Source organism: Acinetobacter sp. SFD (genome assembly GCF_001647575.1).
GTDB classification, from domain to species: domain Bacteria; phylum Pseudomonadota; class Gammaproteobacteria; order Pseudomonadales; family Moraxellaceae; genus Acinetobacter; species Acinetobacter pecorum.
Genome location: NZ_LSZJ01000001.1, coordinates 1 through 22,356, shown reverse-complemented (window position 1 = coordinate 22,356; position 22,356 = coordinate 1). Strand labels below are relative to the sequence as shown.

Genomic DNA, 22,356 nt, shown 5'->3' with positions numbered 1-22,356 from the left:
GCTTATAAATCCATCGACGTAAATAGAAAAAATCCTCTCGAGCGAGAGGATTTTTTCTATTTACGTCGGAACAATTCGGATAGCGGGAAACTGAGTTTTTCTTCCAGATACTGATCTGCTTCCTGTAACTTGGGTGAGAAATTTTGCATCCAGATATCATCAGGCTGGGTATTGATAAGATGGTTTTTGCGTGGCAGTGGATAGGGCAGTTGCGAATAAAAATTCCAGAAGCTCACCTGATCCAGGTCGCGGACCAGCACATATTCATTCTCATCGGTACGTTTGATCAGATTCTGTTTTTCGAACATTTCGACATAGCTCGGCCAGCGACCAATTTCATCTCGGCCCAGCACTTCCAGTGCTTGCGCTTCACTGATACTTTCACCCGTTTTTTGCTTTTTATAAAAGAGCTCTAATAAATCCAGCAGCATGACGATCGGATGGCGTTTGTTGTCCTGACCAGATTCAAAAGCAGTCAGGGCATAACTGATCTCAACTCCCAATAATACAATAATCCATGACAGATAAATCCAGAGCAGGAAAATTGGCACAGCGGCGAAGGCACCATAGACGATTTCATAACTGGTAAAGTTTGTCATGATCCAGCCAAACAGGTTTTTCAGCAGTTCAAATACTACTGCACTAAACAGGCCCGCAATAAAGGCAGATTTAATCGGCACACTGCGATTCGGAATGGTCCAGTTCAGAATAAAAAACCCGAGTACTGTCAAAGAAAAGGAAATCGCCCAGAGAACAAAAGCACCATCTAGTTCATAACCGGAAAAATTGTTGCTGAGAATACTCAGGGACGCTACAGTCGAGGAAATTACAAATGCACTGCCCAGTAAAATTGGTCCCAGCGAAATGATGGTCCAGTAACGCATAAATCCTATAATCCCGCCTCGCGTTTCAGTTACACGCCAAATGCGGTTAAATGCCGTTTCGATACTGCTCAGCATCAAGACTGTGGTCACAAACAGGAACAAAATACCGATGATGGTTAAATTGCTGGATTTGTCGGTAAAGGCATTCAGGGCTTTATCAAATGCAATGGTAGTTTTAGGTAAAAAGTTACTGTAAATCAGTTGTTGCAATTGCTGCCGCGCAGGTTCCAGTGCTTTAATTGAAGAAATAATTACCAGAAAAACTGTCAGCATCGGCACCACCGCAAACAGGGTGGTATAAGTCAATGAACCTGCCTGTTCGCGACATCGGTCTGCTTCAAAACGTCGTAATACAAATAAAACAAATTGAAACCAGTGTTTTTCATAGAAAGGTAATTTCTTTAAATACTTATCAATCATCTGCATCCAATCTCAATTTTTTTAATCATCATGAATTTTCATCATCAGCTTAACCAAAAAACTTGCAAAGTATCGTATAGTTTTATTTTTTTTAGTAATGAATAAGAACCATGATGCAACCTTATGTCCTTGTTTTATATTACAGCAAATATGGCTCAACCAAAGAAATGGCGCATTTGATTGCCAATGGAATTGAAGCGGCAGGCGTGGCAGTAAAAATCAGGACGGTTCCCAATATATCCAGCATGGTAAAAGTCGCGGAACCAAGCATTCCGGAAGAAGGAGACATTTACTGCACTCTGGATGATCTTGCGCAATGTGCCGGTCTGGCACTGGGTTCACCGACCCGTTTTGGCAATATGGCTTCTGAAATGAAGTATTTTTGGGATCAGACCACAAGTCTATGGCTGAATGGCGCTTTGCATGGTAAGCCTGCTTGCGTGTTTACGGCGTCAGGTTCCATGCATGGCGGACAGGAAAGTACTTTACTAAGCATGCTGCCGCCGTTGTTTCATCACGGCATGATGATCATGGGACTTAGCAATGCAACATCGGCACTATCGAATACCAAAACTGGCGGTACACCTTATGGTGCCAGTCATGTCAGCGGCCCAAGGCATGATCAGGGCTTAAGTCAGGATGAAAAAATTCTGTGTGAAGTACAGGGTAAGCGTCTGGGTGAGGTTGTACTGAAACTCAATCAAGGCTGATCAAGCTATCGCAGGAAATGAAGTACTCACTTCATTTCCTCAATTATATTAAGCTTCTTTTTGATCTTTTTGATCTTTTTGATCTTTTTGATCTTTTTGATCTTTTTGATCTTTTTGATCTTTTTGATCTTTTTGATCTTTTTGGCTAAATCTGTATTTGCATTTCAGACATTGATAATCCTGAAACACATTGCGGTCAACAGAAATTCCAGCTTTTTTCCCCAGAAAATTACCAATTACTCCTCCGGTAATGCCCACACTGATCGCACCTATGAAAGTACCCACCGTTCCACCCACAATTACCCCTAAAGGTCCCGCTACAGTACCAATTGCAGCGCCAATGGAAGCACCCGAAGCAGCGCCACCTACTGTTCCTGCAGTTGCGCCGGCTGAACTCATGAGGATGCCGCCAATTTTCTTTAAATTCTGTTCATGATTGCGTTGTTCAATGTTTGTTGAGCCACATTTAGGACATTGCATAGGTTTGTTCCATCAACAATTGATATTTGCTTTGCTTAAGCTCATAGATGATTTGAAATTATCTTCGCCCAAACAGTTATTCGGGTCATACAGTGTTTAGTATGGCTTTTTGACATGTATTATGGGAAAGGCTTCTACCTGACTGATTCTAGTTGAATTAAAGCTAAAACATTGTATTTCAGCTGTAAATAATTTCGCTCTAATCCTTTTGGGCACACACGCTATGTTATTTGAAGCTATAAAAACTACCAGATAGTCGGCTCTCCTGCTCTTTATTACTTTCTATTCTATAGACAAGATTACCTGAGTATTGCCAAAGACGGGTGGCTTTGAAGCCTGCTGAGGGGAGGGAAATTCGAGAGAAGAAAGCAGAGATCTTCGGTTTAAGGGATTGCCTCTAAAAGGTGCAGTTATTGAGAGCTTTCCTTATAAATAATCCAATGTGTGATCTATTAATCGTATATTTAATAATAGATGAAATATGTCACAATTATTTAGAATCTCTAATAAAATCAAAATTTATGGTATTTAAAGTAATTTTAAAATATTAATTTCGGAATTTATAAGAGGATTTCTTTATTATTTTTAAGATAAAAAAAATATTATTTAAGTAAAGTTTTTTAAATAAATTCGATATGTAAAAATTGTTTTTATAATGTTTTCTTACAAATCACAAACTGGATACAAAATTATAATTTTTAAATAAAAACAAATAGATAAATCGTAATAATAAGTAAAAAAAAGATAGAAATAGATAAAGGGTATATTTTAAATTTTTATGTGATTTAATATTTTGTCAGATAAATTAGATATTACTAAATTAAAAAATGAATAAGCATCTTGGGTCAGAGGATATTAATATGGTGCGAATACTATTGATCAATATGGGTTTAATTTGTTTATGTTTTATAAACAATGCATATGCAACCTCTGATGAGTGGAGTCAGCGTTGGAAACCCTCAAGTAGCCGTTCCGCTGAAAACCTGGTCCAAGCAAACCTGATTGAGCTTAAGGAGTCAGATTATTATTCCGGATTAGGCAAAACCACGATCTACAGTACCTCTACAAGTTCTATCGGTACGGTCAATACCCCAACCAACAACATTAATGTCGATGGTTCCGGCAACACCGTAGACATCAAAAGTGAACTGTTGAATGAAGCCCCGGTCAGTTCGAATACCAGTCAAAATCAGCCGAAATGTCCTAACTTAAGTAATCAGAAGGGGGAGTCATCATGCTGAGTTCTCCCTTAAGCAGGAAAATGATATGCGGGGTGAGTGTTACAGTTCTTTTCAGCTCTTTGCTTACAGGCTGTACGGGCTTGGCGCCTTCCAATAAAAAGCCTGTCAAACTGGTACAAGGTCCACCGATTACCGATATTTTCACCCCTTTTGATATGGCCTTGTCCTGCCTGAAAGGGCAATTACGTAGTGATGTCAGTTTTTCTGTGGGCGCAATTCTCGACCAGACCGGTAAAGATGTAGTTACCAATGGCGGTAGCGGAAAAATGGTGACCCAAGGTGCGGGAGACATGGTGCAGTCCGCTCTGTTTCAGGCGGGCGTCAGTTTGATGAACCGGCGGGATCCCCGGATTATTGAAAGTGAGGCCAAATGGGGGATTCGTGACCCCAAGCAGATTCAGGCATCTGATTATTATGTTACCGGCAGTATTAACAGTCTGGATTTTATTCCAGGAGGTGGTTTTGACATGCAGATCGCAGGCGTTGGCCCGAACTATAGTCAAACCCGGATTATGGTTGGTCTGGATTTATCTCTTACCGATACACGCAGCAGTAGGGTCGTGGGCAATGTCTCGCTACAGAAACAGATTGCTGCACAGGATTATGGAATCGGTGCAGGTAGATTTGCCGGACGTACGCTATTAAATATTCAGATCGGAAAGGGAGAGCGGGAGGCTACCAATTTTGCCTTGCGCCAAATGCTGAATCTGGCAACTTTTGAGCTGCTTAGCCAGGTGGTACCGCCAGCAGTATTTGAAAGCTGTCGTGCACAGATACCGCCTGAATTCGGCCAATTGAACTTAACCCGCAGTTCTGTCGCTTTGCATAAATACAAGAAAAACCAGCAACAAAAAAATCCGGATTTGAATAGTGCGGCTCAAACATCAGTTCCGTCTCAAACGGAATCCTCGAATCAAAAAAATAAATCCACCAATACACCGAGTAAAGATACCAAGGCACCCAAAAACAAAGAGTCTGAAGTGATTCAGAATCCTGAAGCGGAGCCGGAAATGAGCAAAGAGGAGCTGATTAAATATATCGGCAAGACCAAGCGGTCATCTTCAACAGGCAAAGTGAATGACAAAAAAGATAGTCAAGAAAAAGCTGACAAAGAAAAAGACGAGGAGAAGTCATCCAGTTTATGGGATGTCAATCCAGAAGTTGTAGAAAATTACTGGTCCAGCTCTCAACGGGATTAACTGGTCAGTAACGACGGGCTCGCTCCCTTGATTAAAAAAAGTACCGGGCGAGAGGTACTTTAAAACAAAAGTAGGAAGAATAACGATGAATAACACGATCAAAACACTAGCTTTATCCGTCACGTTACTATCTGGCGCAGGTATGGCCTATGCAGCTGACGGTGATACAAATGTAGAGGTAAATAGTGGTTTACAGGCTACTTTGGACTCTATTTCCCAACAAGTAGAAAATGGCTCTGCGCTGAACCTGGCAGTGAATACTGCGGATGTTGATGCCAGTGTCACTTTAGATGCAACAGCGACTGCTACAAGAGAGGTTGCAGACGCGGTTGGTTCAATTGAGGGTAGTATTGAAACTACTGCGATGGGTGCTGCCAATACTGGTAGTATCAGTATCGAACAGGGTAACTTCAACAAGGTTGTATCAAACGTATCAGATGAAACGTCTAACTATGACTTCAGCGAAGCAACCAGTGCAATGAATAATTCTGAAACTCTAGAGGAGCTAACAGAAGTTGCGGATACTTCAGACGTCTCAGAAACTGTAAGTTCTTCACTAAGCACCAACTATAGTGAAGAAATTAACCAGACTTTAAGCAATTATAGTGTAGCGAACATTGCCTATAATGCAGGCGCTGTTAACGCCTCTGTAGATGTGCTTACAGGCGGAACAGAATCCTCTATCAACAATAGCATCAAAACGACTGCGATGGGTGCTGTGAACACCGGCAGTATCACTGTGACTGTGAAATAATTCCAATTTCACCTAGAACAGGGGGTCTAACTATTGGCAGATAGTTAGGCCTCTTTATTCTTATTCTATAGTAACACTAAAATAAATTGTTGTTTATTCATCGGATGGAAAAATTAATCTGTTCTAGGACAGCTTAATCCCTAGGCTAAGTTAAGTAGGATCCGGTTCATGGATCAGAAAACTGGAGCTAGCTTGATCAAGCTGAGTATAGTGAAAATGATGACCCAAATTTATAAAGTAGCAAACAAGTGCAAAGACCATATATAAAAAAAAGAGCGCCTCAGCGCCCTTTCAGAAATTTACTAGAAAACTTAGTCACGAACAAATTCAACTGTACCATTGGCTAAAGATTTCACGCGTGCGAGTGATTCGACACGGTAGCCTTTTTCAAGCAGCAGCTCACGACCTGGCTGGAATGATTTTTCAATCACGATACCAATACCGACCACTTCTGCATTTGCCTGATGAATCAGATCCGCCAATCCAAGTGCTGCCTGGCCATTAGCCAAGAAGTCATCGATTACTAAAACTTTATCAGTAGAGCTGATGTGTTTATTTGAAATCGCAATGGTGCTTTCAGTCTGTTTGGTAAATGAAAAGACTTTCGAGCGGTATAAATCATCTTTCAGGGTAAGAGACTGGTATTTACGTGCAAAGATTACAGGTACACCAAGTTCTAAACCTGCCATTACTGCAGGTGCAATACCTGATGCTTCAATCGTAATAATTTTGGTGATACCAGCATCCTTAAACAGACGGGCAAATTCTTGACCAATCTGCTGCATCATGACTGGGTCGATCTGATGGTTTAAGAAAGAATCTACTTTCAAAACTTCTTCAGAAAGAACGATGCCTTCGGCCAAGATTTTCTGTTCTAGTGCATGCACGGGAGAATCCTCAAGAGCAGGTGCTTTTTAAAGCAAAAGCGTATTGTAAAAAGCACCCGGAAAAAATCAAGCGAAATTCACCAAAAAATCTTAGTTGCTTGCACCTTTATAATCAGTTAACAGCAAACCATAAGAGGTTTTCTTGTCTACATGCGAAACTTTCACTGGAAGATAATCAAGTTTTGGTGCCAGCCAGAAAATGGTTTCACGCCCTGGTTTGCTATGTTTCATCACCACTTTAATGGTATTGAAAGAGCCATATTTGGTATTGACTGTCTCTGAACCCTGTTTTACGAACTTACGGCCTTCAACTTCTTTGGCATCGGCAATATAGTAATTGGCTTTCAGACCTGAGTTTTTCAGATCTTCACGAATCTGCAGTTCTGCATTCAGTTCATCCAGAACATCTGGTCTCCAGGCAAAAGAGCGCTTTTCGTCATCTTTTCTGGTACTGATAGTTTTGCTGGAAGGATTAAAATTAATACTCATGGTGTTGTTGTGCACCAGAATCTTACTGCTGCGACTGAAACTGCTAGAACCGATCTTGCCATTATTGAAGGTAAAACGGCTGGTTTCGGTTGCCGAGGCTACACCACCTGCTTTTGCTGCAAAAACATAAGTCCAGTTATTGCCAGATTTACTTAAAGTCCGTGTTGCAGAACCCATATTCTTGCCGTTATAGCTGAATTGATAACTGGCCTGGAAAGGAGTCATGGCAAAAGCCTGGCTAGAAATACCAGTGAACAGTATTGCACTGCCCAGACCCGTGGTCATCACTAAAGTTTTGAATACAGTCTTCGCCATCAGTTATTTTCCTATATTGGTTCAACGGGCAAAACATATTACTTCTTGCATCTTTATTATTTCGGTAAAAGATGGAAATTGGATGGATGTATCTGCCAAAAATGTATATTTCATGTAGTTTTATGGAACTTTTGTTCAAAAACTAGAGATGGCACGATTTAAGAGGAATCTTTCTGTTTGATGGGTGTGATCCGGTTGTCGTCCATTTCATTTTCATCCCAGTGCTCTTGCTGGTCTTGAGAGAGTTTTCTAAACAGGGCTGCAAGATTGACATTGCCAATCACCACCAGTTCAGCTTCACGAAGCACAGCGTGATTGACATGGACTTTGCCCAAGGTATCAATGACAGAGCGGCTTTTGCCTAACCAGCGATTCAAATCCAGATAAAGCAGGTCATCGATAACTTTAATCACGCCCAGTTTTTCCAGGATCATGCCTAAGGGGTCTTTATTTAGGACACGTTGATAAAAGAACAGGCCAAAACGCACGCCCAGTTTATACAGTACATTTGGATATTTAGCTTCAATCAGCTGGGTATCACTAATCTGCTCGAACACGATTAACTGTGTGGTTTTATTCAGTTCCATCTGTACCAGTTTCAAATCAACCGATAAAGTAACAATCAGGCCTTTATAATCCAGTGTTGCATACAAACGTAACCAGTCATCATGCAAATCCGCATGTAAGTCTTTCAAGGCATCGACATTATCTGTCACAAAACGCTGAAAAGTTGCATTCAGGAAGACTTGCGATAAGGGGAATTCACGCTCATCTTCAATAAATCCTTCCGCCCTCTGGTACACTTGGCGGATTCGGTTGGAAATATTCGCAATTAGTGTTTGCATATTGAAGCGTCCTGGCAACTTTATTTTTAACACGGAATGTATCTTGTCGAATTGTATGAAAAATACAAGTATTCATGCTTGAAGTTTAGCAAAATAAATAGCACCATTTTTATAGTTTTAGTTATGTAACGTTGAAGATTTGATGGATTTGGCATTTTAAAAAGATAAATGTCCAATCTGTTTCTTTTTGGTCTTTAAAATACTTTTTTGGGGAACTGAACTCAGCACTGAGTTTGGCTAAATGTGAAAAAACGATGATACTCATGCCTCTGGTCAGAACTTGGTGGAAAGATCGAGTGTTCAGCAGTGCGGTGCTTGCCGCAGCCATGCTGCATTTGATCGTGCTGACACTGGAATTTGGTATGCCGCAAGATCTGGATACCAGCACCAAGGAAATCGCGGTCAGCTTGCGTCAGACTGATCAAAAAATTGAACATGCCGATTTTCTGGCCCAGACAGACCAGCAGGGTTCCGGTCAGTTTAGAGAGGCGCATCGCATGTCGAGTGATATGCCATCGCCATTCATGGAACAGCAGGCAGGCGAAGAGCTGCAAAAAAGTCTGGATATGCTGCAACAGCAACAACAGCTCAGTTTTGAAGAAAAAGTCCTGATGACCACTTTGAGCTGGCAAAAGCAGGCGGAGGAAAATCAGCGTAAAAAAATGCAGGAGCAATTACAAAGCCAGTTTCAGGCCAAAGCGGCCATGGTCGCCAGTCTGGAAGCGCAATATTTACAGCGTCAACAAAATTTCAGTCGTCAGCAAAAAATTAAAACTGTAGATGGGATTCAGGCCAAGCAGGATGTTTCGGCCGCCTATCTGGAAAAGTTCCGCGAGAAAGTGGAATTCTATGGGAACCGTTATTATCCGGAAGCCGCCAAACAACAGAATCTGGCAGGGGAAGTGCGGCTGATGGTAATCCTGAACCAGAATGGCGGAATTCGTGCCATTCGGCTGATTGACAGTTCGGGACATGCCATGCTGGACGAAGCAGCCAAAGCTTCCGTGCGTAAGGCAGCCCCATTTGGTGCTTTCGACAGTAAAATGAAAGAAATTTCCGAACTACGGGTGATTCGTACCTGGCGTTTTGACCCGGCAGAAGCGGAGTTTGAAGTGCGTTAAAGTTGATATTTACCAAGACCTCTCCCTAACCCACTCCTAATAAGGAGAGGGAGCTATATCTATAATGTTCAACAATCATAGGATTCTGATGAATATTCTCCCTCCATGTGGGAGGGAGTTAGAGGGAGGGCAACTTTAAATAAAAAAAAGCGAGCCTTGGCCCGCTTTTTTTATGAAGAAATTTTAGTTTTGTTCCAGATAAGGATTTTCAAAACCCAGCTTGGCCAAAATCTCGATTTCAATGCCTTCCATTTCTTCGGCATCTTCATCCGAGGTTTCATGGTCATATCCCATTAAATGCAAGGTGCCATGAACCAGCATATGGGTGAAATGCGTCAAGGGTACTTTTTGCTGTTCCAGCGCTTCCGCCAGTACTACAGGAATACAGATCACCAGATCGCCGATTGGAAATGCATCCAGAAACTGCGCCATTTCATCTGGAAGTTCACTCGGGAAAGACAGGACATTGGTCGGTTTGTCCTTGCCTCGATATTCCAGATTTAGTTTATGACTTTCGTCATTATCAACACAGGCAATTCCGATTTCGCAATTACTCTGAGTGCCGATATGACGTAAAGTGGTTTCTACAACTTTTTTAATATAGGCCCGCTTCAGTACCAGTTCAGGCGACTGAAAGTCCTGTTGCAAGGAAAGACTAAGTTTCAACACAAATCCTTAATTTTAAAGCTTAATGCTGTGCGTCTGCCGCAGCATCATTTTCAGCGATCAAGGCATCCTGACGTGCTTTTCGTTCGGCACGTGCTTCAGCACTTAAGCGCTGCTGTTCACTGTCCCAGCCTTCGTAGGCTTCGACAATTTTCTGTACCAGCTGATGACGTACCACATCACGCGAATGGAAGCGGGTGATATGAATTTCAGGAATTTTATCAATCACACGCAAGGCATGTGAAAGTCCCGATTGCTGACCACGTGGTAAATCCACCTGAGTTACGTCACCGGTAATCACGGCACGTGAACCAAAACCTAAACGGGTCAGGAACATTTTCATCTGTTCTGGGGTGGTGTTCTGCGCTTCATCCAGAATCACGAAAGAATGATTTAGAGTACGGCCACGCATATAGGCAAGGGGGGCCACTTCAATTACCTGACGTTCGATCAGCTTGGCCACTTTTTCAAAGCCAAGCATTTCATACAGCGCATCATACAATGGACGTAAATAAGGATCGATTTTCTGGGTTAAGTCCCCCGGCAAGAAACCAAGTTTTTCACCAGCTTCAACCGCAGGACGAACCAGCAAGATACGCTGGATTTCATTACGCTCCAGCATGTCCACGGCAGCCGCAACGGCGAGATAGGTTTTACCTGTACCGGCAGGGCCAATACCAAAAGAAATATCACTTTGCAGAATGCGCTGTACATAACGTTTCTGGTTGGCACCACGCGGATTGATCCGGCCTTTACGGGTTTGCAGCCAGACATTGTCCAGTCCCGTATGTTCCTGGTCATCCAGATCTTGCTGAAGCTCGCGATCAGTCTGACTGCCCTGAATCATCAAATGTAAAGTATCTGCACTAATTGGCTGAATATGTTCAGATTCCTCATGAAGACGCTGCAAGAGCATTTCAGCTCTCTCAACGGCATCGATTTCACCATCAACAATAAAACTCTCTCCACGATGAGAGATTTTAACGTCTAAACGTTGTTCAATTTGCTTCAAGTGACCGTTATAGGCGCCTAACATGGCTTGTATACGGTCCATTGAAATACCCGGAAAAGCTACTGTACGTCGGATCGCTGCAGTCAAGAGTGTTCCTTATGAAGTGTGCGTTATATGCTCTACATTACGCCACGTCAGGTTCAAGATTCAAGAGCTCACCATAAACTAAATTCAAAGTTTTAATTTCGGTAATTTCGATCTCGGCAAAGCGGCCGACCCACGTAGCATCACCAATAAAGTTAACATAACGGGTATTGTCTGCCGTACCGACCAGAATATTCGGATCTTTATCAGAAACTTTTTCGATGAGGACCCGCTGAATGGTCCCGAGCATGGCATCCGTCTTGTCAATGCTTGAACGCTTAATCCATTGCTGAACCTTGGCCAGACGTTCTTTTTTGATATTTTCAGATATTGTATCTTCGAGTTCTGCTGCCGGTGTGCCTGGACGTTTTGAATAGATAAAACTATAAGAATGGTCGAAATCCAGATCCTGAATAAACTGATAAGTCTCTTCAAAGTTTTCATCAGTTTCACCCGGAAAACCAATGATAAAGTCTGAAGATAAATGCATATCTGGGCGAACTGCACGTAACTTTTTAATCTTCTCGATATAGACATCAATCGTATGGTTGCGCTTCATCGCCTGAAGGACATCATTGGAACCGCTTTGTACCGGCAGATGCAGGTGTGAAACCATTTGTGGCAGGTCACGATAGCACTGGATCAGGTCGTCATTAAATTCGAGGGGATGCGAGGTGGTATAACGGATCCGGCCAATACCCGGAATGTCTGCAACCAAACGCAGCAAATCGGCAAAAGTACAGATATTGCCTTCGAAGGTTTCACCCCGGTAGCCATTTACGTTCTGACCCAAAAGCGAAATTTCACGCACGCCTTTTTCTGCCAGACCTGCAATTTCAGCCAGGACATCATCCAGTGGACGAGAAACTTCTTCACCACGCGTATACGGCACCACGCAGAAAGAACAGTATTTGGAACAGCCTTCCATGATCGAGACAAAAGCTTTATAGCCTTCAACACGCGGTTCTGGCAGAAAGTCGAATTTCTCGATATCGGGGAAGGAAATATCCACCAGTTTGATTTTTTCTTTTTTAGGCTTTTCAATCTGCTCAAAATGCTGGTCCAGCATTTGTGGTAAACGGTGCAGCGTTTGTGGACCAAAAATCATATCTACATAATTGGCACGTTTCTGGATGTTGTCGCCTTCCTGAGATGCCACACAGCCACCGACACCAATAATCAGGTCAGGATTTTTATCCTTTAGTTTGCGCCAGCGGCCCAGCTCGGAGAAGACTTTTTCCTGTGCCTTTTCACGGATCGAGCAGGTATTCATCAGCAGAATATCTGCTTCTTTAGGATCAGTGGTCAGCACATAGCCATGAGAATCGCCTAACAGGTCTGCCATACGGTGACTGTCGTACTCATTCATCTGACACCCTTGCGTTTCAATGTACAGTTTCTTGACTGAAGCATCGTTGGCTGGGGTGTGCGCTGGCTGGGTAACAGTGTTTTCTGAGGCAGCTGGGGCACCATTCGGAATGAAGGTTTGAACCGTCATGTAGGCTCCTACAAGGTAATACGTTGAAAGAGTGAACGAACAGCCTGAGTGAAGCATCAAACAGGTGAATAAAAATTCAATTCACGGACTAAAATCTTGGAAAGGCGCATATTTTAGCAGGAAAGTCGCTTAAACTTATAGACTAAATTAACTGGGGAAAAATATTGATTTATGGACAAAAATTGTCTGTACATTAATATTGCTGAATCATAAGGTTACATAACTGAACAATAGAGTTGGTTATAATATTCCAACTACCTCTTATGATATGCAACACAGGCTAGGCACAAAATCGATGATAGATAGAAGGCAAAGGGATGTTGAAACACACTAAAACTATGAATAAATACTATAAATTAATTACTTTAAGTGTGGCGTGTATCTGTTCAGCAAGTACACAGGCAGCAGAAGAACAATTTAATGATGCTTTGCGTGCAGCCAATGCAGGCAATACTGAATTGTTACAGCAATATCGTCTGTCCATGCAGAATGACGCCTTGGGCTATTATCCGGAATACTGGATTTTAAACCAGAATCTTGCCATGCAGCCTGTTAGCCAGATCATCAGTTTTGTGCAACGTTATCCTCAATCTGCCATGGCCGAAAAGCTGGCAGCGGATTATGTCGAAGAAAAAGTAAAAATGGCAGACTTTGGCAATGCTCAGCCGGTATTGCCTTATGTGACCAATGCGGACCCTGCCGAAGCCTGTGCAGTGGCACAAGTACGTGCCAAAAGTGGTGATCAGCTGGTTTATGCCGAGTTTAAAGATGTTTGGCTAACCACTAACAGTCAGCCAGAGTCTTGTACCGGTTTAGGCCGGATGATGCTTTCCAGTCCACTGATGACCACAGAGGACCGCCAGCAGCGACTCTGGGTTCAACTGCGTGCCGGACAGTCAGGGCAGGCGATTGCAACTGCACAAGGTATTGGTTTGAATCTCTCACTGGCTCAACTGAATTCGATTCAGGCCAATCCCACCAATTATTTATGGTCTGCGCCTAAAAGTACTGCAGCAGAGCATGCCTATCTGATTTATGCGCTGGGACGTCTGGCAGACAGTGATTTGGACTCGGCCTTGTCTATTGTAAAGCGGACTGCGGAAGGTACCCCTATACAGGTACAACGTGCCTTATACCGAACTGTAGGTTACATTGGTGGCACCACAGTCATGAAAAACAACTTCAATCATGAAGTGTTGAATGCCTTTGATGCCAGCTATGGTCTGCCATTTAGTCCGGAAGAGGCCGAAATTTATGCACGTCAGGCAATTCGTTTTGGTGCTTGGGAAAGCCTGATTCGTGCCATAGACAGTATGAGCGTCAATCAGAAGCAGGAGGACCGCTGGCAATACTGGTTGGCACGTGCTAGCGAACAGCGCTCGGATCGTGCATCAAAACAGGCAGCAGAAAGTATTTATCGCAAACTGGCAACGGGGGATGACTATCATAACCTTCTGGCACGCGACAGGCTAGGGCAGGTGACTGCAAGTACACCAAATCCGGTACAGCCTTCCAATCAGGCTATGCAACGCTTGAATCAGGATATTCATTTCCGCCGTGCTTTCACCTTACGTAATATCAGTGCACCGGATAACTACATTAATCGTGAATGGAACTGGGCAGTGCGCCAGGCTTATCTGAAAAAAGACGATGATCTGTTGCTGGCTGCGGCAAAACGTGCCATGGATATGGGCTGGTATGATCGGGCCATTTATGCTGCTGACCGCACCCTGAGCAAACATAACTACAATTATCGTTATCCAATGCCGCACCAGAACTACGTGGTCAGTCATAGCCGCAATGCCGGTATAGATCCGGCTTGGGCCTATGGCTTGATGCGTCAGGAAAGCCGTTTTAATACAACTGCACGTTCGCATGTGGGCGCGGGTGGTCTGATGCAGATTATGCCAGATACGGCCAAGCTCGTAGCGCGTCAAATGGGTGAAGCCTATAATCCGGCAGCACTTACCGATATGAATACCAATGTTCGTTACGGTACTTTCTATTTATCTACGATCCAGCGTCAGCTCAGTGATAATCCGGTTCTGGCAACCGCAGGCTATAATGCCGGTCCAAACCGTGCTCGCCGTTGGCAGCCCGAGTTTCAGGGAATGCCCGCAGATCAATATACGGAAAGTATTCCTTTACTCGAAACCCGAGATTATGTGAAACATGTTATGACCAATGCCACGCATTACGGTATTTTGTTAGGACAAGGAGCGCAGTCGGTGAGCAAGCGCATGCAGCTGATTCCATTGCGGAACACACAATAAGATTAAAATTATTGGGGGATAGTGATTTATTCATGAAAATAATGAAGGATCGTCAAGTCTGGACGGGATCGGCTGCGCTTGTAGTTTTGGCTGGCAGCTCGGCAGCATTTGCTGCACCGACAGAATATGTCATGGATGTACAAATGGTTCCGGCTTTCTGTAGTCTATATCCGGAATATGCCAAGAAACGAAAATGTCTGGAAGGTTATTCGCTGAGTATCTCCGGCTTGTATCCTCAGACCACCTCGCAAAACTGCACAACCCATAGTTCTGCGAAACTTTCACCACTTCAGGCCAAAGTGGTAGCCAGAATTATGCCAGATGACAATACCCGTGCCATTTTATGGCGCAATGTCGGTGGCTGTGTGCCGATGAATGCCAGTCAGTATTTCCGGACAATCATTAATTATGCAGACCGGCTAAAAGTGCCAGAGGAACTGACTGAACAGGAAAATATTACGATTTCTGTGGATACGTTGCGTGCTAAATTCCTGAAAATTAACCCGCAATTACCAAGCAATGCTTTGAGATTTAACTGCCAGCAGATACAGTCAGCCAGTGTACTCACTTCGATCAAAGTCTGTTACCGTTTTAATGGCAATTACAAGTCCTGTCCCGCGAACATTATTAATACATGTCCAAAAATTGTCACAATAAAAGGAACATACTGAGCTTTTTTGCCGATTTGATTTATATTTCCTATCAGACTTTAGATGAAATCCATCCTCTTTTATATGCATCTGCTCAAGGATTGGAGTACAATCTTTGCCGTTTATGATTATTAAGATTAGATAGAACAGCTATTTAATCTATTATGACGATCCTCTCAATTGGAGATAATTACATGAAGCAACCTGTTCGCGTTGCCGTTACTGGCGCTGCTGGTCAAATTGGTTACAGCCTATTATTCCGTATCGCTAGCGGTGAAATGCTTGGTAAAGACCAACCAGTTATTCTTCAATTATTAGAAATTCCTGTTGAGAAAGCTCAACAAGCGCTTAAAGGCGTAATGATGGAACTTGACGACTGTGCTTTCCCGCTATTGGCAGGCATGATCGGTACTGATGATCCTAAAGTTGCATTCAAAGATGCTGATTACGCGCTTCTAGTGGGTTCACGTCCACGTGGTCCAGGCATGGAACGTGCTGATCTTCTTAAAGTAAACGGTGAAATCTTCATCGGTCAAGGCCAGGCACTAAATGAAGTTGCTAGCCGTGACGTTAAAGTTCTTGTTGTAGGTAACCCTGCAAACACGAATGCTTACATCGCAATGAAATCTGCTCCAGATCTTCCAGCGAAAAACTTTACAGCAATGTTACGTCTTGACCACAACCGTGCGTTGACTCAACTTGCTCAGAAAGCTGGCGTTGCAGTTTCTGACATCCAAAATATGACTGTTTGGGGTAACCATTCTCCAACTATGTATGCTGACTACCGTTTTGCTAACGTAAACGGCGAAAGCTTGAAAGATAAAATCAACGATGCGGAATGGAACAAAGATGTATTCCTTCCAACCGTTGGTAAACGTGGTGCTGCGATCATCGAAGCACGTGGTCTGTCTTCTGCTGCTTCTGCTGCAAACGCTGCAATCGATCATATGCGCGATTGGGCTCTTGGCACAAACGGCGAATGGGTAACTATGGGTATTCCTTCTGACGGTTCTTATGGTATCCCTGAAGGCGTAATGTTCGGTTTCCCTGTAACTTGTGAAAATGGCGAGTACAAGATCGTTCAAGGTCTTGAAATCGACGAATTCAGCCGTGAGCGTATCAACTTCACGCTAAATGAGCTTGAAGAAGAACGTGCAGCAATTGCTGACATGGTTAAATAATTTAGTTTTTAACTAAGTTAGAAAAAAGCACTCCATCCGGAGTGCTTTTTTTGCTCTTACGTTAATGAACAAAAAATAACAAGCTGTGAAGGAGAGACAACTGAGTTTTCGCCATGGGCAATCTAATGTAGAAACAAGATTCAAAATTAAAGAGAAAACGGAGGTTAGTCCGATGTTAGAGCAACGCCCCACCTTCGAACTTTTTTTTGAGCAGCTCGGACTGGATTCAAGCCCGGAAGCTATGGATGAATTCATTCGTACACATCAAATTGGCATGGATGTACCACTGCATAAAGCTCCTTTCTGGAGTAAATCACAGCATGACTTCTTGATCGGTCACTGGAAGAAAGATGATGACTGGGCCATTTTTGTGGATGTGTTGAATGAACAATTGCACATCGAAGCAGAAGGTTCAGGATCCTGTGATATTCCTGCTCATAAATCAACCTGATTCTAATTTGAACGCAATCACAATTTAACGCCACAATGGAGTCTACTCATGCTTATGGAACAACAATTAACTTTGGAATTGCTATTTGAACAGTTGGGCCTGCCTTCTGACGATGCCTCAATTACCGAGTTTACCCAAACTCACCAGTTGCCTTCTGAGGTCGCATTACCAGATGCAGAGTTTTGGAGTGAAGGGCAAAGTGCCTTCCTGCGTGAACATTGGCATCAAGATGATGAGTGGATTGTTGTTATTGATAAACTAAATCAGTTATTACACGTGGAAAGTGACAAGCAGAGTGCTTGAGCATGGTTATACAAAAAGACACAACAAACCTAGTCAAATGACTAGGTTTTTTTTGCCCTATCTTATAAGTTAGATCTATAAATAATTACAATTTATCTGATATAAGGAGGGCGCGATGCTCACAAAGAACCCACCATCCTTAGAACTTCTGTTTTCTCAGCTTGGTCTTGCCAATAGTCCTGCTGCTATTGAACTGTATATACGCACCCATCAACTGCCGGCGAGTCTCTCTTTACACGATGCGCCGTTTTGGAACAAAGCCCAACGCTCCTTATTGATTAGCCATCTGGTACAAGATGATGACTGGGCAATCTGGGTAGATGAGCTGAATCAGCAATTGCACATGGACGCTTATAGACGTCAGCCTGCATGATGACTATTCTCTTGCTTTTTTGTTTTTTCCAATAAGATCATATTGTTTCCATAAAAAAACGCCTCATGTGAGGCGTTTTTTGCAATGCTGCTTAATGCATTTTGCTTTTTAATATTTTGCTAAACCATTCATGCTGACGATAATCGTTAAAAGCAGGATGCTGCTGTAATAATTCCAGTTCAAACTCGGCAGTGGTGGTGTACTTACCTAACCAGTGGCGGGTCAGTGCCGGCTCATTTTTACTGGCACTGGCATAGGCCAGAAAGAAATAAATATCGCCATGCTCATAACGGGCCATCGGTTTTAGAATTTGCTGGGTAATCAGGGCAAAATGCGGCTCTTTGGTCAATTCAAAGAACATCATATAGGCCTTGGCCAGATGCAAAGATAGATTGATATACATGCTCAGCGGCATTTCCTCAAATTCGATCCGGCCTTGTTCCAGCAACACTACGGCTTCTTGCAGAAAATGTCGCTGTTCCTGACGCAATTCACTCAAAGTCACCAGTTGTAAACGAAGATCAGCACGTTCAAGCGTTAATTCTGGCGTATTGCCTTGCAAATACAATTGGTCAGTTTCACCCAGACGTTGAATAATCTGTTTGGTCGTTAATCCCATCAACGCAATCCTCATTTCTCAATAATGGCTATATGAGGCTCAAAATTAAAATTTAAAGCGTCAGGCCGTATTAGAGCAATGCCATATCACTTCTGAGCCAGGCGGTAATGGATAGACGTTGTTGCTTAGAGATCAAGACTTCATGTAATAGGTCGCTCTGGAACAACGCCATCCGGTTCGGCTGGGGCTGGATAATATGCCACTGGCTGTTTTTATCTTGTAGGCGCAGTTCACCTCCCCAGTCTGCCTGCCAATGTTCATGCAGATAATACACACTGGAAATCATCCGGCCATTTTTTCCTTGCGGATTGTCACGGTGCAGGGCATAGAACTCACCCGCGTTATAGCAAGCGAAATGTGCTTCGACATCTTTGATGCCTAAATAAAACGCGCGGTTTAAAACTTGAGAAAATTGTTGAAGAGTCTGGATGTGCAGGTGGGAAATTTGAAATTCAGGTTGTAACCAAAGAATATGATCACTACGGATATTGTTAACGACGCCATTTTGAATGGCTGCATTACGAAATTCGTTTAAGTGGCTTAAGCATTCTTGACTCACTGCATGTTGATATGCGCTAGAGTAAGCATCGTCAACAATACTAAAGCCATGTTGATCTAAATCGTCTAAGATTTGATCAACATTCCAATCCCCTGGGATGATAACAGCTTCCATCTTTTCAATTCTCGACAATAGGGTAAAAAAGGTTCGTTATTTTAGGGTAAGAATCGTGCCTGAACGAAACTATTTTTCATGTTAAAATAGATATTGATATTAGGAATTAATGAAACATGAATTACCGCCACTCTTACCACGCAGGCAACTTTGCCGATGTCATGAAGCACGTTTTATTGCTTCAGTTGTTGACTCGACTGAATGCAAAAGACAAACCTTATCGCTATGTAGATACACATGGTGGTGCAGGTAAATATGATTTGTCGACTGCCGAAGCGCAAAAATCAGGTGAGTTTTTGAACGGTATTCATCGTCTGGTTAAACTCGACGATTCGATCAAGCGTAATGCGCCTGAAGGTGTACAACAATACTTAAAGATTGTTGAAAACATGCGTGAAAACTTTGGTAAGGGTGCTTATCCTGGTTCGCCGTGGTTTGCCCTGGAAGGCATGCGTGAGATAGATAGGGCAACGATTTTCGAAATGCAGCGTGATGTGTTTCAGCAGCTTCGCCATAATATTTTTGACAAGCGTGCAGGTTTACATGAACGTGATGCGTACGAAGGTCTGTTAGCGGTCATTCCACCGAAAGAAAAACGTGGCCTGGTAATGATCGATCCGCCGTATGAGCTGGAGCGTAAAGATTTTCCGCAGTTGGTGGAATTGCTGGTTGCTGCTTATAAGAAATGGCCGACAGGTGTGTTCGCGGTTTGGTATCCAATTAAAGACCGTGCCATGATTGAACGTTTCGAGAAAAAGATGTTCAAGACCGGTATCCGTCGTCAATTGATTTGTGAAGTCTGTGTATGGCCGGATGATACGCCTGTCGGTTTGAATGGTTGTGGTTTACTGGTGATTAACCCACCTTGGAAATTTTCTGAAGATGCTGATGAAGCGCTACAATGGTTATTCCCGCATCTGCGCATGAGTGAAAATGGTGGTCATGCTGCAGTTCGCTGGTTAGTAGGCGAATAATTTTTTAAAGATCAGGTCATAGCTAGGATCGACAAGAATGACAAATATAAGCAAACCGGAACGTGATTCTTCAACTGAAGCGCCTTTTGATGGCATTACCTTTGAGGTGGAAGAAGAGGAACATACTCAGGAAGGGCAAAAAATTAAGCGTCGAGGCATCTATCTATGGCCGAACCTGATTACAACCGCCGCGTTGTTGGCAGGTTTTTACTCGATTATTGCCAGTATGAATGGCAATTTTCAGCAAGCTATTTATGCAATCTTTATTGCAGCATTACTGGATGGTCTAGATGGACGCGTGGCACGTGCTATTGGTGCACAAAGTCCATTCGGAGAGCAGTTTGACTCGCTTTCAGATATGTTGGCTTTTGGTGTGGCACCTGCCATCTTGATGTACAGCTGGGGCTTAAGCGATTTGGGGCGGATCGGTCTGGCAGCCTGTTTTGTTTATACTGCGTGTGCTGCGTTCCGTCTGGCACGTTTTAATGTGCAGATTGGTGTGGTTGATAAACGTTATTTTATTGGTGTCGCAAGTCCTCTGGCTGCCCTTATGATTGTGTCACTGGTCTGGGTTGGTCTGGATTTTCCAGAAATTTTTGATATTCGTGAACCCTCTCTTCAGGTTATCAATGCCGTGGTCATTATTGCGGTGGGGCTGTTGATGATTTCCAATATCAAATACTATTCATTTAAAACTGTAGAGCGTAAACGGGTACCATTTTTTGTGTTACCGATTGCGGTGTTTATCTTTGCAGCGATCACTTATAATATTCCTGTGGGGATTTTAGTAATCTCCATCATCTATGCCCTGTCTGGGTTTATTACTACCTTTATGGCAAAAAGACAGAGCGCCTTATAAAAATATAAAATAAGGAGTTTGAGATGCGGTTTCTTCAAGATTTTTTAGATCGTTCGAAACAGCTAAATCAGACTCCTGCTGTTTCACAGCACAATCTTGCCTATCATGGGCCAAACCAGAAATATAAAATTATTCATCAGGGTCTGATCCTTCCGGATCTGCCGGCACCGCTCCATTATCTGAATTTTCTGAGTATTATCGGACAACCTAATGCACCAATGCTGGCGAATCCGAGTGCTATTCAAACCAATGCACTAGACACAGTGACGGTAATCTGTAGTACCAGTCCGCATATGGCGGGGCACTTGAACCGTTATTCAGTCAAAAAAGATTGCAAATTTCAATATAGTCTTTTTCAGTTTTTAGACCGTGAAAAACTGACTGGTGATTTTCCGCATTTTCGCTTACAGCGTTTTGACTCGGAATTGAGCTTTGATCTCAGTATTCATACGACCAATCTGATTTCGCACTTTACCCAAATGCGCTTTGCTTTGGCCGATCATTGGTCTTTGCTTTGTTATTGTCAGGGCACTTTACATTATAAAGATCAGAAATATCTCATCGAAAGTTTGGGGAGCTTTGAGTTTGCGCGCAGTTTCAATTTTCCCTATCTACCTTTAGCTTTTTTAACTTATCAAATTATTAATCTGAAAGAGGGGCGGCAATTATTGCTGGTCCAAATTCGGGATGGTCTAAACAGTATTATTCAATCCAGGATATATCTGCGTGACCTGAAAAAAATGACCAACCAGATGCTCGACCAGAAAGTCTACTTTAAGGTGCATCGGGTTTATCCAAGTGTCATGACACCAAATGGGCAAAAAATGTATCTGCCACGTGAATTTGAATGGTGTTATGAAGATGACAAGGGCATGAAAATTTGGCTACAAGGACAAAGTCGGGGAGACTTCAAGTTTGGTCTCGCTGCTGGTTATGTAGGAAGCTTTAATTACCAAGTCAGCATTAATGGAGAAACTGAGCATGGGGAAGGGGGCTACTGTGAATATATAGATTGCCGGTCTTTACGTTTTCAAGAACAGAATAAAACTGAAAAACTGCTAGGTAATTTGTCCAATTCTGTCCCCATAATGCTAAAAAAATGAAAAAAGCATGGTTTTTGCAGAAAAAACAAACAGTCATTAGGTTTTTATTGAATTATTTAAAAAATGGGGTTGCAACCCCTCTGAAATGCTGTAGAATGCACATCCATCGGCGGTGATGAAGATTAAAACTTCTGATAAAACAGTAACTTAGTTAAGATTGACTAAGTTGGGTTTTAGAAAGAAAGTTTAAAAATAGTGTTCATGACTGGTTGACTTTCTAGAGATAGAGAGTAATATAGCCGACCTAGCTTGCTGGTGACGAATCAGCAAGAAGATCATTAAGAGATTATGA

At 42.8% G+C, this 22,356-nt stretch carries 24 protein-coding genes; 14 read left to right on the top strand and 10 right to left on the bottom strand.

What is annotated here, in order from left to right; genetic code table 11:
* Positions 1-56 precede the first annotated feature (56 nt).
* Entirely contained in the window at positions 57-1,304 is a 1,248-nt protein-coding gene (locus AY605_RS00120) for a YihY family inner membrane protein (protein WP_064095160.1), read from the bottom strand.
* A 110-nt stretch (positions 1,305-1,414) separates the two neighbouring features.
* Between AY605_RS00120 and wrbA the strand changes: the two genes are divergently transcribed.
* Entirely contained in the window at positions 1,415-2,014 is a 600-nt protein-coding gene (gene wrbA / locus AY605_RS00115; RefSeq protein ID WP_171254887.1) for an NAD(P)H:quinone oxidoreductase, read from the top strand.
* A 48-nt stretch (positions 2,015-2,062) separates the two neighbouring features.
* Here wrbA and AY605_RS00110 read toward each other — a convergent pair whose 3' ends face one another.
* On the bottom strand, positions 2,063-2,494 hold the full coding sequence (locus AY605_RS00110) for a hypothetical protein (RefSeq protein WP_064094500.1): 432 nt from the start codon (positions 2,492-2,494) through the stop codon (positions 2,063-2,065).
* A gap of 863 nt (positions 2,495-3,357) precedes the next feature.
* Between AY605_RS00110 and AY605_RS00105 the strand changes: the two genes are divergently transcribed.
* The 3 genes from AY605_RS00105 (at position 3,358) to AY605_RS00095 (ending at position 5,688) form a co-directional block, all read left to right on the top strand.
* Complete coding sequence (locus tag AY605_RS00105; protein ID WP_064095158.1) at positions 3,358-3,735, top strand: hypothetical protein; 378 nt, start codon at positions 3,358-3,360, stop codon at positions 3,733-3,735.
* 20 nt (positions 3,736-3,755) lie between these two features.
* Positions 3,756-4,934: a CsgG/HfaB family protein gene (locus AY605_RS00100; RefSeq protein WP_404794106.1), complete on the top strand. Its 1,179-nt coding sequence runs from the start codon at positions 3,756-3,758 to the stop codon at positions 4,932-4,934.
* 85 nt (positions 4,935-5,019) lie between these two features.
* A complete protein-coding gene (locus AY605_RS00095; RefSeq protein WP_064094498.1) occupies positions 5,020-5,688 on the top strand; it encodes a hypothetical protein in 669 nt (222 codons plus the stop codon).
* Between the two features lie 311 nt (positions 5,689-5,999).
* On the opposite strand, the gene AY605_RS00090 is transcribed toward AY605_RS00095, so the two are convergent.
* The 3 genes from AY605_RS00090 to AY605_RS00080 all read right to left on the bottom strand — a co-directional run bounded on the left by AY605_RS00090 (position 6,000) and on the right by AY605_RS00080 (position 8,224).
* Positions 6,000-6,575: a xanthine phosphoribosyltransferase gene (locus tag AY605_RS00090; protein WP_064094497.1), complete on the bottom strand. Its 576-nt coding sequence runs from the start codon at positions 6,573-6,575 to the stop codon at positions 6,000-6,002.
* A 90-nt stretch (positions 6,576-6,665) separates the two neighbouring features.
* The gene (locus AY605_RS00085; protein ID WP_064094496.1) at positions 6,666-7,379 is read right to left on the bottom strand and encodes a DUF3108 domain-containing protein; all 714 of its coding nucleotides are present in this window, start codon (positions 7,377-7,379) and stop codon (positions 6,666-6,668) included.
* Positions 7,380-7,537: 158 nt separating this feature from the next.
* The gene (locus tag AY605_RS00080) at positions 7,538-8,224 is read right to left on the bottom strand and encodes a hypothetical protein (RefSeq protein WP_064094495.1); all 687 of its coding nucleotides are present in this window, start codon (positions 8,222-8,224) and stop codon (positions 7,538-7,540) included.
* A 263-nt stretch (positions 8,225-8,487) separates the two neighbouring features.
* On the opposite strand from AY605_RS00080, the gene AY605_RS00075 reads away from it, so the two are divergent.
* The gene (locus tag AY605_RS00075) at positions 8,488-9,345 is read left to right on the top strand and encodes an energy transducer TonB (protein WP_171254886.1); all 858 of its coding nucleotides are present in this window, start codon (positions 8,488-8,490) and stop codon (positions 9,343-9,345) included.
* Positions 9,346-9,528: 183 nt separating this feature from the next.
* On the opposite strand, the gene ybeY is transcribed toward AY605_RS00075, so the two are convergent.
* Genes ybeY through miaB form a run of 3 tightly spaced genes read right to left on the bottom strand, consistent with a single transcriptional unit; the run spans position 9,529 to position 12,605 of the window.
* Positions 9,529-10,011, bottom strand: coding sequence for an rRNA maturation RNase YbeY (ybeY, locus tag AY605_RS00070; protein ID WP_005108631.1), 483 nt, complete (start codon positions 10,009-10,011; stop codon positions 9,529-9,531).
* Positions 10,012-10,033: 22 nt separating this feature from the next.
* Positions 10,034-11,110, bottom strand: a complete 1,077-nt coding sequence (locus AY605_RS00065) for a PhoH family protein (RefSeq protein WP_064094493.1) — start codon at positions 11,108-11,110, stop codon at positions 10,034-10,036.
* Between the two features lie 37 nt (positions 11,111-11,147).
* Positions 11,148-12,605 (bottom strand): tRNA (N6-isopentenyl adenosine(37)-C2)-methylthiotransferase MiaB, encoded by a 1,458-nt coding sequence (miaB, locus tag AY605_RS00060; protein ID WP_064094492.1) that lies wholly within the window; start codon positions 12,603-12,605, stop codon positions 11,148-11,150.
* Positions 12,606-12,943: 338 nt separating this feature from the next.
* On the opposite strand from miaB, the gene AY605_RS00055 reads away from it, so the two are divergent.
* The 6 genes from AY605_RS00055 (at position 12,944) to AY605_RS00030 (ending at position 17,836) form a co-directional block, all read left to right on the top strand.
* Complete coding sequence (locus AY605_RS00055) at positions 12,944-14,878, top strand: lytic transglycosylase domain-containing protein (RefSeq protein ID WP_171254896.1); 1,935 nt, start codon at positions 12,944-12,946, stop codon at positions 14,876-14,878.
* 32 nt (positions 14,879-14,910) lie between these two features.
* Entirely contained in the window at positions 14,911-15,549 is a 639-nt protein-coding gene (locus AY605_RS00050) for a ribonuclease I (protein WP_064094490.1), read from the top strand.
* A gap of 173 nt (positions 15,550-15,722) precedes the next feature.
* Positions 15,723-16,709, top strand: coding sequence for a malate dehydrogenase (locus AY605_RS00045; protein ID WP_064094489.1), 987 nt, complete (start codon positions 15,723-15,725; stop codon positions 16,707-16,709).
* A gap of 172 nt (positions 16,710-16,881) precedes the next feature.
* The gene (locus tag AY605_RS00040) at positions 16,882-17,160 is read left to right on the top strand and encodes a DUF2789 family protein (RefSeq protein ID WP_064094488.1); all 279 of its coding nucleotides are present in this window, start codon (positions 16,882-16,884) and stop codon (positions 17,158-17,160) included.
* A gap of 48 nt (positions 17,161-17,208) precedes the next feature.
* Complete coding sequence (locus AY605_RS00035; protein WP_064094487.1) at positions 17,209-17,463, top strand: DUF2789 family protein; 255 nt, start codon at positions 17,209-17,211, stop codon at positions 17,461-17,463.
* A 115-nt stretch (positions 17,464-17,578) separates the two neighbouring features.
* Positions 17,579-17,836, top strand: a complete 258-nt coding sequence (locus tag AY605_RS00030) for a DUF2789 family protein (protein ID WP_064094486.1) — start codon at positions 17,579-17,581, stop codon at positions 17,834-17,836.
* 91 nt (positions 17,837-17,927) lie between these two features.
* Here AY605_RS00030 and AY605_RS00025 read toward each other — a convergent pair whose 3' ends face one another.
* Together AY605_RS00025 and AY605_RS00020 are read right to left on the bottom strand one after the other, a co-directional pair.
* Positions 17,928-18,455 (bottom strand): hypothetical protein, encoded by a 528-nt coding sequence (locus AY605_RS00025; RefSeq protein WP_064094485.1) that lies wholly within the window; start codon positions 18,453-18,455, stop codon positions 17,928-17,930.
* A gap of 70 nt (positions 18,456-18,525) precedes the next feature.
* On the bottom strand, positions 18,526-19,128 hold the full coding sequence (locus AY605_RS00020; RefSeq protein WP_064094484.1) for a 2OG-Fe(II) oxygenase: 603 nt from the start codon (positions 19,126-19,128) through the stop codon (positions 18,526-18,528).
* 116 nt (positions 19,129-19,244) lie between these two features.
* Between AY605_RS00020 and AY605_RS00015 the strand changes: the two genes are divergently transcribed.
* From AY605_RS00015 to AY605_RS00005, 3 genes are read left to right on the top strand one after another with little or no spacing between them, the layout of a single operon-like run.
* Positions 19,245-20,102, top strand: coding sequence for a 23S rRNA (adenine(2030)-N(6))-methyltransferase RlmJ (locus AY605_RS00015; RefSeq protein ID WP_064094483.1), 858 nt, complete (start codon positions 19,245-19,247; stop codon positions 20,100-20,102).
* 37 nt (positions 20,103-20,139) lie between these two features.
* Positions 20,140-20,961: a CDP-diacylglycerol--serine O-phosphatidyltransferase gene (gene pssA / locus AY605_RS00010; RefSeq protein ID WP_064094482.1), complete on the top strand. Its 822-nt coding sequence runs from the start codon at positions 20,140-20,142 to the stop codon at positions 20,959-20,961.
* A 23-nt stretch (positions 20,962-20,984) separates the two neighbouring features.
* Positions 20,985-22,064 (top strand): DUF6670 family protein, encoded by a 1,080-nt coding sequence (locus tag AY605_RS00005; protein WP_064094481.1) that lies wholly within the window; start codon positions 20,985-20,987, stop codon positions 22,062-22,064.
* The last annotated feature ends 292 nt before the right edge of the window (positions 22,065-22,356 follow it).